Origin of the sequence: Streptomonospora sp. PA3 (assembly GCF_009728995.1) — a bacterium.
Lineage (GTDB): Bacteria > Actinomycetota > Actinomycetes > Streptosporangiales > Streptosporangiaceae > Streptomonospora.
Genome location: NZ_VTZW01000004.1, coordinates 127,702 through 142,369, shown reverse-complemented (window position 1 = coordinate 142,369; position 14,668 = coordinate 127,702). Strand labels below are relative to the sequence as shown.

Annotated in this window: 9 protein-coding genes; 3 read left to right on the top strand and 6 right to left on the bottom strand. The window is 72.2% G+C overall.

Annotated features, from left to right (window positions below):
* Window positions 1–277 precede the first annotated feature (277 nt).
* Entirely contained in the window at window positions 278–682 is a 405-nt protein-coding gene (locus tag FZ103_RS03415; RefSeq protein WP_155998776.1) for a hypothetical protein, read from the top strand.
* A gap of 73 nt (window positions 683–755) precedes the next feature.
* On the opposite strand, the gene FZ103_RS03410 is transcribed toward FZ103_RS03415, so the two are convergent.
* The 3 genes from FZ103_RS03410 to ppdK all read right to left on the bottom strand — a co-directional run bounded on the left by FZ103_RS03410 (window position 756) and on the right by ppdK (window position 5,874).
* Window positions 756–2,033: a deoxyguanosinetriphosphate triphosphohydrolase gene (locus FZ103_RS03410; protein WP_155998775.1), complete on the bottom strand. Its 1,278-nt coding sequence runs from the start codon at window positions 2,031–2,033 to the stop codon at window positions 756–758.
* A gap of 65 nt (window positions 2,034–2,098) precedes the next feature.
* On the bottom strand, window positions 2,099–3,043 hold the full coding sequence (locus FZ103_RS03405; protein ID WP_343233359.1) for a YdcF family protein: 945 nt from the start codon (window positions 3,041–3,043) through the stop codon (window positions 2,099–2,101).
* Between the two features lie 152 nt (window positions 3,044–3,195).
* A complete protein-coding gene (gene ppdK, locus FZ103_RS03400; RefSeq protein WP_186355754.1) occupies window positions 3,196–5,874 on the bottom strand; it encodes a pyruvate, phosphate dikinase in 2,679 nt (892 codons plus the stop codon).
* A gap of 455 nt (window positions 5,875–6,329) precedes the next feature.
* On the opposite strand from ppdK, the gene FZ103_RS03395 reads away from it, so the two are divergent.
* Entirely contained in the window at window positions 6,330–7,691 is a 1,362-nt protein-coding gene (locus tag FZ103_RS03395; protein ID WP_155998774.1) for a DUF2252 domain-containing protein, read from the top strand.
* Window positions 7,692–7,874: 183 nt separating this feature from the next.
* Window positions 7,875–8,609, top strand: a complete 735-nt coding sequence (locus FZ103_RS03390) for a hemolysin III family protein (RefSeq protein WP_394350070.1) — start codon at window positions 7,875–7,877, stop codon at window positions 8,607–8,609.
* A gap of 346 nt (window positions 8,610–8,955) precedes the next feature.
* Here FZ103_RS03390 and FZ103_RS03385 read toward each other — a convergent pair whose 3' ends face one another.
* From FZ103_RS03385 to FZ103_RS03375, 3 genes are all read right to left on the bottom strand, one after another.
* On the bottom strand, window positions 8,956–10,347 hold the full coding sequence (locus tag FZ103_RS03385; RefSeq protein ID WP_186355753.1) for a glycine--tRNA ligase: 1,392 nt from the start codon (window positions 10,345–10,347) through the stop codon (window positions 8,956–8,958).
* A 188-nt stretch (window positions 10,348–10,535) separates the two neighbouring features.
* On the bottom strand, window positions 10,536–10,871 hold the full coding sequence (locus FZ103_RS03380) for an antibiotic biosynthesis monooxygenase family protein (protein ID WP_186355752.1): 336 nt from the start codon (window positions 10,869–10,871) through the stop codon (window positions 10,536–10,538).
* 54 nt (window positions 10,872–10,925) lie between these two features.
* Window positions 10,926–14,666 carry a CDP-glycerol glycerophosphotransferase family protein gene (locus FZ103_RS03375; protein WP_186355751.1) on the bottom strand — a complete coding sequence of 1,247 codons (3,741 nt, stop codon included), beginning with the start codon at window positions 14,664–14,666 and terminating at the stop codon, window positions 10,926–10,928.
* Between the last annotated feature and the right edge of the window lie 2 nt (window positions 14,667–14,668).

Genomic DNA, 14,668 nt, shown 5'->3' with positions numbered 1-14,668 from the left:
GAACCGCAGGCGGCGGGCGCGCGGTTCACCACAACGGAGATCGCGTCACCTCACCGCGCAGGCGGCGCCGCCACATTAGCACCCGGACCGCGACCCGCCCGGCGGATCCGGTCCGCAGCGGTGGAGGAAGGACGCCGCACCGGGCCGGCGCAGCCGGCGCGAAAACCGTCGGTGCCTACCTGTATACGGATAGTCGACAATCCGTCAGTCGACAATCCGTCGCGGTCGGGACCGACAGTGCAGGCGACTCACCCGGCCGCCAAGCACCGGAGGAGCTATGGCGACGAGAACCTGGTCCGTGCCCGTTCCCGCCGAAGGCATCGCCATGGTGAGCGTGGTCATCCAGGGCAGCGGCAAGGACCTCGACCTGTACCTGCGCCGCCAAGGGCGCCCGGCCCTGAAGTTGCCGCTGGCCGGCGTCCGGGTCGGCGCCGCCGACGACGTCGAGCTCGACGTCACCCCGCTCGACGACGTGTCGCTGTCGTTGACCTATTCGGCTCCGCGGCTGCTGCTGACCGCCGCGCGCATCAGCTGGACGGAGGACGAGTGGAACGCCGAACTCGAGGAGGAGCTGACCGCCCTGTTCGACGACACGGCGGACGACGACCGCACCCGGCACGAACTCAGGGATTGCTTCCATGTCGAGATCTCGCTGGCTTCCCGTCCCGTTCCCCGGGCCTGAGGACGTCCGAACGGCCGGCGATGAGGCACCCGCCAGCCGGCCCCGGCCGGTCGGTCGCCTCGCCGGCTCCCGCCTACCCCGCCAGCCGCTCGTGCCAGGCGCGGGCGGAGGTGTCGGTGAGGGAGGCGATCTGGTCGACGACGACGCGGAGGGCGGCGGTGTCGTCGGGGGCCTGCTCGTAGGCCGTGCGGAAGGGGCCGTCCAGGGTGGCGGGGGCGCCGCGGCGGACGGCGTCGACCAGTTCGGCGATGATCTCGCGTTCGCGGGCCTGGTAGGCCACCGCCTCCGTGCGCCCCATGACGTAGTGGGCGGTCAACGCCTTGAGCAGGGCGCATTCGAGCAGGCTGCGGCGCGGGACGACCAGGTCGGCGGCGTAGCGGGTGATGGGCTCGGGGCCGCAGACCCGGCGGGTGGCCTGTTCGGCCGAGCGGCACAGCCGCCCGATCAGCTCGCTGGTGAGGTTCTTCAGGGCCGCCAGCGAGCCCAGGTCGCCGCAGAACTCCTTGGGCCAGAAGGGCTCGGCCATCAGCTCGGCGAAGACCTCCTCCAGCTCGGCCGCACCGGCGTCGGTGTAGCGGCGCGCGGCCACCGCGCACACCGCCGAGCGCTCGGCGCGGCTGTGCAGCGCGGGCAGCCGGATCATGCCCGCGTACAGGGCGTCCTCCAGGTCGTGCACGGAGTAGGCCACGTCGTCGGCCCAGTCCATGATCTGGGCCTCGAAGCACACCGGAGGCGGCCCGCCGCCGCGCGGCGCGGGCGCGCCCTCGCGGATCCACGCGAAGACCGCCAGGTCGTCGGGGTAGCAGTTGAACTTGCGGCCGTCTCCTCCGCCGCGCGGCCACGGGTACTTCAGGGTGGCGTCCAGAGTCGCCCGGGTCAGGTTCAGGCCGGCGCTGGCCGCCTCGGCCGCGGGGTCGTCGCCGACGACGACCTTGCCCTCCAGGCGGGTGAGCAGCCGCAGGCTCTGGGCGTTGCCCTCGAACCCGCCGCAGGCGGCGGCCGCGGCGTCCAGGGCCTTCTCGCCGTTGTGGCCGAAGGGCGGATGCCCCAGGTCGTGGGCCAGGCAGGCGGCCTCGACCAGGTCGGGATCGCACCCCAGCGACCCGCCCAGCTCGCGGCCGATCTGGGCGCACTCCAGGGAGTGGGTGAGCCGAGTACGCGGGAAGTCGCTGGCGCCCGGCTGAACCACCTGCGTCTTGGCGGCGAGCCTGCGCAGCGCGAAGCTGTGCAGCACGCGCGCCCGGTCGCGCTCGAAGGGGCCGCGCGCCCGGCTCTTGGCGGGTTCGGGGGCCCAGCGCCGCCGGTCGTGGGCGCTGTAGCCCCGCGGTGGGGTCTCGTCGCTGGCAGCCATGGTTGCAGTCGACTCTATGCAACGCCCGCCCGGGCGCGCGGCGCGCGGGGGCGGGCGCGGCGGGATCAGGCGGCGGTGACCTCGATGTCGCTGCTGTCGCCGAAGATCCAGTAGTACCAGAGGGACGCCGTCTCGCGGGTGATGTACCACAGCTGGGTCTCGCGCTCGATCACGGCGGGTCCCGACCGCGACGGCGAGGTGGCCGCCTCCATGCCGTGGTCCTCGGCCATCAGGCGCGAGCGCAGGCTGTGCCAGGGGTCGGTGACGATCACCATGCCGGACCAGCCGCGCCGGTCGTAGACGTCCTGGACGGCCCGGATGCTCTGCAGGGTGTCGTCGCCCTCCTCGATGGCGACGACGTCGCCGGCGGGCACGCCGTGCTCGACCAGCCAGTCGCGCCCCGAGCCGCCTTCGGTGTAGTTGTCGCCGGGCTGGTTGCCGCCGACGGTGACCAGAACGGGGGCGACGCCTTCGCGGTAGAGCTCGTGGGCGTGGGCGAGCCGCGCCTCGAAGACCGGCGAGGGGCGGCCGTTGTACTGGCTGGCACCCAGCACCAGGATCGCGTCCGAGGGCGGCCGCTCGTCGGCGCGCGCGGTGTACCACACCCAGGCCCACGTGCCGGGCGGAGTCGCAAGCGCGAGCAGCAGCACCGCCGCCACGATCCAGCGCAGCCGAAAGCGGCGCCGCCGCCGCGGCGCCGGGCGGGCGGCGCGGCCGCCGCGCGGGCCCCGGCCCTCCGGCTCGGCCGCCGGCTCCGGCGCCGCCGCAGGACGGCGCATGACGCGCGTCCGCTCCCCGCCCGCGTCCTCGGCGGCCCCGGCACGGGGCCAGGGGGCGGGGTCGCCGCCCGGTTCGGCGGGCCGGGTGCCGCCGGGCGCGCCGTCGCGGGACAGCGGCTGGGTGCGGTCGGCCGCGACGCCGCGGGTGAAGACCCGCGTGGCCTCGGCCGGGTGTCCGGCCGCCTCCCGCGGCCAGGCGGCGTCGCCGCGGTCCTCCCCCGCTTCTGGCACCGGTCACCCCCGGGTCTCGATCGTCGGATACGCCCGACGATAACCGACTCCGCGGCCCTCCCGGCGCTGCTCCGCGGGCGCGCGGCCGCCGGGCGGCCCGGGGCGCGCGGAATCCTCTACCGCGCGCCCCGGGCCGGTGCCGGGTGTGCCGATCAGCCGCGGGCCGCGGCCCGCCCGGCCTCCAGCCTGGCCACGGGTACGCGGAACGGTGAGCAGGAGACGTAGTCCAGTCCGGCGCGGTGGAAGAAGTGCACGGATGCGGGGTCGCCGCCGTGCTCGCCGCAGATGCCGAGCTTGATCCCGGGCCGGGCGGCGCGCCCCTCGGCGACGGCGATGTCGATCAGCCGGCCCACGCCCTCGGTGTCCAGCGACTCGAACGGGGACACGCCGAAGACGCCCTTCTCCAGGTAGGCGGAGAAGAACGACGCCTCGACGTCGTCGCGCGAGAATCCCCACACCGTCTGGGTCAGGTCGTTGGTGCCGAAGGAGAAGAACTCGGCGCTCTCGGCGATCTGCCCGGCGGTCAGCGCCGCGCGCGGCAGCTCGATCATCGTGCCCACGGGGAAGTCCAGCTCCACGCCGTACTCGGCGCCGACCTCGCGCAGCACGCGGTTGGACTCGTCGCGGATGATCTCCAGCTCCTGGACCGTGCCCACGAGCGGGATCATGATCTCGGGCCGGGGGCGGCCGCCCTCGCTCAGCAGCTGCGCGGCGGCCTGGGCGATGGCGCGCACCTGCATGGTGAACAGGCCGGGCACCACCAGGCCCAGGCGCACACCGCGCAGGCCCAGCATCGGGTTCTGCTCGTGCAGCTTGTGCACGGCCTGCAGCAGACGCAGGTCGTTCTCGTGCTTCTCGCCGCGCGACTCGGCGACGGCCACGCGCACCGAGAGCTCGGTGATGTCGGGCAGGAACTCGTGCAGCGGCGGGTCGAGCAGCCGCACGGTCACCGGCAGGCCGTCCATGGCCGAGAACGCCTCGGCGAAGTCGTCGCGCTGCAGCGGCAGCAGCCGGTCCAGGGCCTCCTGCTGCTCGTCCTCGGTGTCGGCGAGGATGAGCCGCTCGACGAGCTGACGGCGATCGCCCAGGAACATGTGCTCGGTGCGGCACAGCCCGACGCCTTCGGCGCCCATGCGGCGTGCGCGGGCGGCGTCCTCGGCGTTGTCGGCGTTGGCGCGCACCCGCAGCCGCCGCGCGGCGTCGGCGTAGTGCATGATGCGGTCCACGGCGCGGACGAGGTCGTCGGCCTCGTCGGAGGCGGGGTCGATCTCGCCCTCGAAGTAGCGCACCACCGGCGAGGCCACCACGGGCACCTCGCCGAGGTAGACCCGGCCGCTGGTGCCGTCGATGGAGATGACGTCGCCCTCCTCGACGACCTCCCCGCCCGGCGCGGTGAGCCGGCGGTTCTTGGTGTCGACGGCCAGCTCCTCGGCGCCGCACACGCAGGTCTTGCCCATGCCGCGCGCCACCACGGCCGCGTGGGAGGTCTTGCCGCCGCGGCTGGTGAGGATGCCGGCGGCCGAGAGCATGCCCTCCAGGTCGTCGGGGTTGGTCTCGCGCCGGCACAGGATGACCGATTCACCGCTGCGCGCCCATTTGATCGCGGTGTAGGAGTCGAAGACGGCCTTGCCCACGGCGGCGCCGGGCGAGGCGTTCATGCCGCTGCCGAGCAGATGGCCCTCCGCGTCTTCGGCGAAGCGGGGGAACATCAGCTGGGCGAGCTGGTCGCCGGTGACGCGGGAGACCGCCTCGTCCAGGGTGATCATGCCCTGGTCGATGAGCTGGTCGGCGATGCGGAAGGCCGCGGCCGCGGTGCGCTTGCCCACCCGGGTCTGCAGCATCCACAGCTTGCCGCGCTCGATGGTGAACTCGATGTCGCACAGGTCGCGGTAGTGGTTCTCCAGCGTCTCCATGATCGACAGCAGTTCGGCGTAGCTGTCGGGGTCGATGCGCTCCAGATCGGCCAGCGGGACGGTGTTGCGGATGCCGGCCACCACGTCCTCGCCCTGGGCGTTCTGCAGGTAGTCGCCGTAGACGCCCTGGCGGCCCGAGGCGGGGTCGCGGGTGAAGGCCACGCCCGTACCCGAGTCCATGCCCATGTTGCCGAACACCATCGCGCACACGTTGACCGCGGTGCCCAGGTCGACCGGGATGCGCTCCTGGCGGCGGTAGAGCACGGCGCGCGGCGCGTTCCAGGATCCGAAGACCGCGCGGATGGCCAGGTCCATCTGCTCCCGGGGGTCGGCGGGGAACTCCCGGCCGGTGTGCTCGGCGACGATCCCCTTGAAGAGGTCGACGAGCTTGCGGTGGTCGGCGGCGTCGAGATCCAGGTCGTCGGTGACGCCCTTCTGCCGCTTGACCTCCTCGAACGCGTCGTCGAACAGCTCGCCGCCGATGTCCTGCACGGTCTTGCCGAACATCTGGATCAGCCGCCGGTAGGAGTCCCAGGCGAAGCGCTCGTCACCGGACTGGGCGGCCAGACCGTGGACGGACTCGTCGTTGAGGCCGATGTTGAGGACGGTCTCCATCATTCCCGGCATGGAGAACTTGGCGCCGGAGCGGACGCTGACCAGCAGCGGGTCGTCGGGCTGGCCCAGCCGCTTGCCCATCGCGCGTTCGAGGGCGCTGAGCTTGGCGTCGATCTCGGAGTCGAGGCCCTCGGGCACGGCCTCGTGGGCCAGGTAGTACCGGCAGGCCTCGGTGGTGATGGTGAACCCCGGGGGCACAGGCAGGCCGAGATTGGTCATCTCGGCCAGGTTGGCGCCCTTGCCGCCGAGCAGATCCTTGAGGTCCTTGCTGCCCTCGGCGAACTCGTAAACGTACTTGGGCACGGTGGCTCCCTGCTGTCGGAAACGGCTTGCGACCGGCCGCACGCCGCTCGTCCTCGAATGCCGGGGACTCTACCCAGCAGACCGCTTCCGACTACTCACCCCACCCTACTACCGGCGTTTCTGCAGGCAGGAGCATTGCAATAGGTCTAAACCAATGGTCTGGACGAATTCGAGCCTCATCCGGCGCAGGGTGCGGCCGCATCCGGGCCGATCGAAGTCGACGCGCAGGTGGTTGCGGGTGTGGCTGGTGTGGCACCGCCCCGGGCACGGCCGCGGAGGCGGCGCGGCCGCACTGGTCCACTCCGCCCCGGAGCACCGCTGCGGCGCGATCGGCCCGCCCTGCGGGCACCGGGCCGCGCGGACCCGCCGGCGGCACCGGGCGGGCCGGTGGAGAAGTGGCGCATCACCCGCCGGGGATACTGCACACGGCCGCGCGGCGCTGGGAGTATGCGGGTATGACCGAATCGAGCGATCTGGTGCCCGCATCATCCGACGCCGAACGCCAGGAGCGGATCATCGCCACCCTGGTCGACGCGTTCTCCGAGCTGATGGAGGCCGCTCCCGACGCCTTCAGGACCAAGTTCCGCAAGATGGCGGCCGATCCCTTCGCCTTCTACCGCGGCAGCGCCTGCCTGTTCTACGCCGACGTCGTCGGCATGGCCGACCCCTGGGCCGACGAGCGCACCTCGCGCGTCTGGATCCAGGGCGACCTGCACGCCGAGAACTTCGGCACCTACATGGACGCGCAGGGCTCGCTCATCTTCGACGTCAACGACTTCGACGAGGCCTACCTGGGCCACTTCACCTGGGACGTGCGGCGGTTCGTCGCCAGCGTCGCCCTGCTGTGCTGGCGCAAGGCCTTCTCCGACGAGGACATCGACGCGCTGGTGGCGGCCTACGTGCGCTCCTACGTCGAGCAGGTGCGCTGGTTCGCCGAGCACAGCGGCGACGAGGCGTTCTCGCTGCGGCTGGACACCACCCGCGGCGTGATCCGCGAGGTGCTCCGGCGCAGCCGGATGAGCAGCCGCGTCTCGCTGCTGGACTCCATGACGCACATCGACGGCTACGACCGCCACTTCCGCGAGGACTCCGGCGTGCGGCGGCTGGGCGACGACGAGCGCGAGGCGGTGGCCGCGGCCTTCGACGCCTACCGGGCGACGATTCCCGCCGACAAGCGGTACGGCTCCATCGCCTACCGGGTCAAGGACGTCGTCGGCAAGTCCGGGTTCGGCATCGGCAGCGCCGGCCTGCCCGCCTACAACGTCCTCATCGAGGGCTTCAGCGAAGCCCTGGACAACGACATCGTGCTGTCGATGAAGCAGGGCAACGTGGCCGCTCCCGCCCGGGTGGTCGACGACGCCCGCATCACCGACTACTTCCTGCACCACGGCCACCGCACGGCCGTCTCCCAGCGCGCGTTGCAGGCCCACGCCGACCCGCTGCTGGGCTACACCGAGCTCGGCGGCATCGGCTTCGTGGTCTCCGAGCTGTCCCCCTACACCTCCGACCTGGAGTGGGGCGACCTGACCGAGCCGGACGAGATCGGGGAGGTACTGGCCTACCTGGGCCAGGCCACGGCCAAGGCGCACTGCGTCTCCGACCGCGACTCCGACCAGTCGCTGGTGCCCTTCCAGACCGAGGAGGCGATCATGAACGTCCTCGACGGGCACGAGGAGGAGTTCGTCGCCTGGAACACCGAGTTCGCCCGCCGCTACGCCGACCAGGCACGCAAGGACCGCGCCCTGTTCGTCGACGCGTTCCGCAACAACGCCGTCCCCGGTGTGCGCTCCACCGGCGCCGCGCGCTCCTACGGGTGACCCCGAGGGGCGAGCGGCGGAGGCGCCGCCCGCCGCTCTGTGCGCAGCACCATACCGCTACCGACCAGTAACCTACGGGTGCGTAGGTTAGACTCGCCGCTGGAGGGCCTCACCTGCGGCGCGGCGGTCCGGCCGCCCGGACTGCGCGCCGCAAAAGGCACGCAGGAGGACGGAGGAGCAGGCGTGGGTTCACAGCGACCCGAGGACACGGCGCGCCCGGACCCCGCACCCCCCGACCAGCAGCACGAGGGCGCGCTGGGCATCGCCGCCGACATCGTCGAGGCGGTCAAGCCGCGCCTGCGCGGCTGGCTGCACCTGGGCACCGCGCCGCTGGCGCTGGCGGCCGGAATCGTGCTCGTCAGCCTGGCGCCCACGGCTCCCGCCCGCATCGCCGCGGCCGTCTACGGGGTTTCCGCCGTGCTGCTGTTCGCCACCTCGGCCGTCTACCACGTGGGCAACTGGTCCCGCCGCCCGATGGCCGTGCTGCGCCGGATGGACCACGCGAACATCTACCTGATCATCGCCGGGACCTACACGCCCTTCGTGGTCCTGGTGCTGAACGGCGGCCTGCAGACCGCCATGCTGTGGCTGATCTGGACGGGCGCGATCGCCGGGGTGCTGTTCAAGGTGCTCTGGGTCAACGCGCCGCGCTGGCTGTCCACCGCCCTGTACCTGGCGATCGGCTGGGTGGCGGTGCTGTTCGTCCCGCAGCTCATCGGCGGCACCCACCCGGCGGCCTGGATCCTGGTGCTGGTGGGCGGTCTGCTCTACAGCGCCGGCGCCGTGGTCTACGCGCTCAAGCGGCCCGACCCCGCGCCGCGCTGGTTCGGCTTCCACGAGGTCTTCCACTCGCTGACCGTGGCGGCCTACGCCTGCCACTACATCGCGGCCTCGTTCGTCGTCTACACGGCCGGCTGAGCGCCGAACGCGACCAAGCGCCCTGCCCGTTCCGCGCCCGCAGCGGAGGGGAACACGTTCTCCTCCGGCGGCCGGCCGCGGCCGCCGCGGACCCGCCGCGACGGTCACGATTCGCTTACACCTGAGGGAGATCCGGGCCACAACCGCCTCTCGCGGCGGTCCCGCAGATAGCGTGAGAACCGGTTCCGCCGGGTGTGTGCATCCGGCAGATCGAACGAGGCGGCCGGAAACCACATCCCCCCGGGTCCGGTCGCCTCTTTCGTGTCCCGGGGCCGCGCGGCCCTGCGCGCGGGTCCCTGTGCGCCGGGCGGGGCCCCGACCGGCGCACAAGGCGCGAAAGAGCGGCTCAGCAGCCGGGCAGGCGCTCCACCAGGTACATCTCCACCTGGTCCAGCGAGACCCGCTCCTGGGACATGGAGTCGCGCTCCCGCACGGTGACCGCGTTGTCCTCCAGGGTGTCGAAGTCGACGGTCACGCAGAACGGGGTGCCGATCTCGTCCTGGCGGCGGTAGCGGCGGCCGATCGCGCCGGCGTCGTCGAACTCCACGTTCCACCGCCGGCGCAGCCTCGCCGCCAGGTCGCGGGCCTTGGGCGAGAGGTCGGCGTTGCGCGACAGCGGCAGCACGGCCGCCTTGACCGGCGACAGGCGCGGGTCCAGGCGCATGACCGCGCGCTTCTCCAGCTTGCCCTTGGCGTTGGGGGCCTCGTCGACGTTGTAGGCGTCGAGCATGAAGGTCAGCACCGCCCTGTCGACGCCGGCCGCGGGCTCGATGACGTAGGGCACGTAGCGCTCGTCGGCCTCCTGGTCGAAGTAGGACAGGTCGACGCCCGAGGCCCGCGAGTGGGTGCTCAGGTCGAAGTCGGTGCGGTTGGCGATGCCCTCCAGCTCGCCCCACTCCGAGCCGGCGAAGTTGAACCGGTACTCGACGTCGACCGTGCGCTTGGAGTAGTGCGAGAGCTTCTCCTGCGGGTGCTCATAAAGCCGCAGGTTGTCCTTGGAGATGCCCAGATCGGCGTACCACTGCATGCGGCTGTCGATCCAGTACTGGTGCCATTCCTCGTCGTCGCCGGGGCGGACGAAGAACTCCATCTCCATCTGCTCGAACTCGCGGGTGCGGAAGATGAAGTTGCCCGGCGTGATCTCGTTGCGGAACGACTTGCCGATCTGGCCGATGCCGAACGGGATCTTCTTGCGCGCGCTCTGCTGCACGTTCAGGTAGTTGATGAAGATGCCCTGGGCGGTTTCGGGGCGCAGGAAGGCCAGGCCCGACTCGTCGTCCTGCACGGCGCCGAGGTAGGTGCGCAGCATCGCGTTGAACATCCGCGGCTCGGTGAAGGACTTCTTCGCGCCGCAGTTGGGGCAGGCGAGGTCGTCCAGGCCGTTCTCGGGCGGGCGGCCGTGCTTCTCCTCGTAGGCCTCGACGAGGTGATCGGGGCGGAAGCGCTTGTGGCAGGACTGGCACTCGGTGAGCGGGTCGACGAAGGCGTTGACGTGGCCCGAGGCCTCCCACACCTCGCGGGCCAGGATCACGCTGGAGTCCAGGCCCACGATGTCCTCGCGCTCCTGGACCATGGAGCGCCACCACTGGCGCTTGACGTTGCTCTTCAGCTCCACGCCCAGCGGGCCGTAGTCCCACGAGGCGCGCAGACCCCCGTAGATCTCGCTGGAGGGGTAGACCAGGCCCCGGCGCTTCGCGAGGTTGACAAGGGCGTCCATTGCCTCTGACTTGGCGGCCATAAGCTCTCTCGATTCTCCATCCGGCTGGCGGTCGGCGGATCGCGCAACGCGATGTACCTACGGTGAGTGCCCAGCTTAAGGGACTGGTGAGGGGGGACGTGCACCCGCGGCGATACGCGCGGAAACCGTACCGCTGCGACGGGTTCTTCGCCCGCAGCCCGCTTGCGCCGGGACGGTGCGTGCGCGGGTCAGGCCGAGGAGCCGGACGCGCCTCCGGAGCCGGCGCCCTGCGGCGCGCCGTCGCGGCGCGAGACGACCTCGTAGGCGCTGGGCTCGTTGTAGGCCGTCGACAGCAGCGGCACCGCGGCCACGCGCACGTCGAAGTTCGACAGCGCCCGGCGGTAGGCGCCGGGGCCCTCCCATTCGGTGACCACCGTCCACAGCCGCGGATCGTCGGCGGCACGGCCGATGCGCGAGCCGCGGAACCCCGGGCGGCGAGCCATCGCCTCCACGGCGGCCTCGGCGCGGGCGACGAACGCGTCCTCCTCGCCCGCGGGAACGGTGAAACGGGTGATCACGACCACGCGCCCATCCTCTCACCCCGGCGGCACCGCGCGGACCCGGCGCCGGCGGGCGGCTCAGCCGGCCCCGAAGACCCGGTCCACCACGCGCGCGGCGGCGTTGCCGTCGTCCAGGGGGCAGAAGCGGTCGGTGAAGGCCTTGTACTTGTCGCCGTAGCGCGCGGCCACCTCGTCCACGTCCAGCAGGGCGCCGATGACGTCGTCGGAGTGCTTCAGCAGCGGGCCGGGGGCCGTCTCCTCGAAGTCGAAGTAGAAGCCGCGCAGGTTGTCCCGGTAGCTCTCGATGTCGTAGGTGAAGAACAGCATCGGGCGGCCGGTGTTGGCGAAGTCGAACATCATCGACGAGTAGTCGGTGACCAGCACGTCGGTGATCAGGAACAGCTCCATGATCTCGGGGTAGAGCGACACGTCGTAGACGAAGTCGCGCCCCACGATCGGCACGCTGTCGACGACCCGGGGATGGCGGCGCACCAGCAGCACGTGGTCGTCGCCGAGCTTCTCATACATCCGCCGCAGGTCCAGGTGCAGGTCGAGCTTGTGCTTGCCGCGGGTGTAGTACTTGTCGTCACGCCAGGTCGGCGCGTAGAGCACCACCTTCTTGCCCTCGGGAAGGCCCAGCCTGCGGCGGGTGCGCTCGGCGATCGCCTCGCGCCGGGCGGAGAAGAAGATGTCGTTGCGCGGGTAGCCGGTCTCCAGGATCTCGCCCTCGAAGCGGAACGCGCGCCGCAGGATGGGCGTGGCCCACGGACTCGGCGAGACCAGGTAGTCCCACTGGCGGGTCTCCCAGGCCAGCTTCTCGTGGTAGTCGCGGGACTTGCCGCGGATGTTCTCGATGTCGAAGCCGATGCGCTTGAGCATCGAGCCGTGCCAGGTCTGCACGACGACCTGGCCGGGGCGGCGGGTGAACCAGGCCGGCTGGCGGGAGTTGGTCACCAGGTGGGAGCTGCGGGCCAGGGCCTCGTAGAAGTCGCGGCCGTTGTGGCGCACCCGGGTCAGGTCGTCGGGGAGGTTCACCTGGCCGTCCTTGACCAGCCACGACATCGGGTGGTCGGCCCATTCCTCGCGGGAGCGCAGCTCGGCGTAGATGCTGTGCGGGCTGTCGGAGAACTGCCGGCCGGTGTAGCTGTCGAAGAGGATGTCGGGCCGCAGGGGCTCGTTGCGCAGCGCCGGATAGACGGTCTCGCGCAGCAGCGTCTGGGCGTAGGTGCCCTTCTCCTCGGGGCGCAGGTCGCTGCTGACCCGCAGCACCGGCATGTCGCTGCCGGTGTCGGCGAAGGCGTAGGAGCGCTCGGGGGTCTCCATGCGCAGCGGCAGGCGGTGCAGCAGTTCGATGTCGACCTCGGCGCCGATGTCGGTGGAGGTGCCGTCCTCGCGGCGCACCCGCGCCCACAACTGGTAGCTGCCCGCCGACAGCGGCAGCGTGCCCGAGAGCGTGGGGATGTCGGCGGGCGTGAAGGTGGCGCGGAAGGAGGTGCCCTCGCGCGTCAGCGCGACGGGGTGCTCCTCGTCGCGGCCCAGGGCCTTGAACACCAGCTCGGCTTTGGCCTGGGCGGAGTAGTAGCCCTCCAGCACCAGGTTGCGCCCCGACCAGGAGACGTCGCGCACCACCGGGTGCGCCCAGCCGCCGCGCAGGCGGACGTGGCCGCTGCTGGTGCGCTGCACGGCGACCTCGTGGTAGCCGTCGACGGCCGCGTAGGCGGCGGACTCCACGTCCTCGGGCATCACCACCGCGGCGGTGCGGTCGTCGGGGGTGACCAGCTCCACCTGCCACAGCTCCTGGCGCAGCATCCGGGTGCCCTCGTCCACCGCGTTGTCGACCAGGTCGTCCACCGGCACCCGCACGCAGAAGCGCGCGCCGTCGACCTCCAAGGGGTACTCCAGCCGCGCGGTCCCCGGGGAACGGGTCAGCCGCAGCCGTCGCGTCTCGGCCGCGGGCGGGGCGACGAACTCCCCGCCCAGCACCAGCTCCGGCCGGGCCCCGACGCGGGTGACGCGGTGCTCGCGCAGGCGGGCCTGCACCGGGGAGACCGCGATGGACAGCTTCTTGTCGCGGTCCCAGGTCGGGCGGACCCACACGTCCTCGGCGACCTCGCGGTAGGGCGGGCGTTCGGGCTGACCGCTGACGGGGTTGCCCACGATGCGGCGGCGCACCAGGCCGCGGTTGATGACCACCAGTTCAAGCTGCCAGCGGGCGCTGTGCCAGCCGCCGCCGCTCCGCAGCCGCGCCGGGTCGACGCTGATCTCGAAGCCGCCGAAGTCGTGGCGGGCGGCGGTGGGCACGTCGGGCAGGCGGTACTCCGCGGCCCGGCGCACCTTGACGGGCACGGGGATGCGCCGCCCGGTGTCGGCGTTGAGGGCGAAGGCGACCACCTGCTGCTGCCAGCGGCGCGCCGCGCGCAGGTGGACGATGCCGACCCGGCCGGAGACGACCAGCCGCCCGTCGCGCCACTCGACGCACTCCGTCTTCTGCCGGACCTTGAGCTCGCTGTCGGCCCGGTAGACCTCCCGCGGCACGCCCGCCTCGGCGTCCTCGAAGAAGGGGTAGCGGATGTAGTAGTGCAGGCCGCGGCGGACGACGGGGGCCTTCTTCAGCTCGACGCTCTTCTGGAAGGTGAGGGCCTCCAGCAGGCGCTCGTCCTGGCGCTTGCGCACCAGGAAGTAGTTGAGCCGGTGCAGGGGGGCCAGGCCGTCCAGGACGCTGCGCGAGACCGTGCCCAGATAGGCGTTGGCCAGGTCCATGAAGACCTTGCGCGCGGCGTCGTCGGCGTCGTCCAGGCGCAGCAGGACGGAGCGCACGTCGCTGCGCAGCGCGCGGGAGTCCCACAGGTCCCGGTCGGGGCCGCTGAGCGCGCTGGACAGCTCGGTGAGCGCGGCGAGCCGGCGCGAGATGCCCGCCGCGGAGGTGAGGTCGTCGCCGACGGCGCGGTCGCGCAGCAGCAGGACGGGAGCGGCGAGCACGTCGATGCTGCGTACCGCGAACAGCGCCCGCACCACGTCCAGATCGGTGTCGAGGTCGGGGTCGTGGCCGGATCCCGCGGCGGGGGCGAAGGTGCCCGCGGGCAACCGGTCCCACAGCGACCGGCGCCAGAGCTTGTTGCCGTAGCGGCGGTCGGACAGCAGCGCGGGCAGTCCGTGCACGTCCAGGCCGGTGCGCGTTCTGGAGAAGACGCTGCGGTGGGCGTTGGAGGGCCGGGTGCCCAGGTCGTTGAACCGGTAGACGTTGCCGGCGGCGACTTCGGAGCCCGAGGCGTCGAGACTGCGGCCCAGGTAGGACAGGGCGTAGCTGCTCAGCCGGTCCCCGCCGGCCACGAACATCAGGTACTCGCCCGACGACGCGGCGGCGCCGCGGGAGCGGGCCGCGCCGTGGGACTCGGCGGCCTCCTGCACCAGCGACACCGCGAGCCCGGCGGGCGGGGCGGCGGCGAACTCGCCGGCCGCGGCCAGCCCTTCGGCGCGGGCGGTGTCGACGGCCTCGTCGCTCTCCTCCTCGGGCGCCTCCCGCAGCTGCTCGGAGGCGTCCTCGCCCTCGTCCGCCTCGTCGGCCTCATCGGGGTCGTCGTCGGCGTCGACGCCCTGCCCCCCGGCCTCAGCCGAGGAGGGCTCGCCGGAGGCGGGCGGGCCCGCCGCCGTGAGCTCGTGCTGCGCGTCGTCCGCGGAGGCGGCGTCGGGAGGAGCCACCGGCACCAGGACGACCTCGACATCGTCGCGGCCCTGGTCCTGGTGCGCCAGGGAATCGAGACTGCCCTGCAGATGCGGTTCGGTGACGTCGAAGGTCACGATGACGCTGAACTTCGGCACGG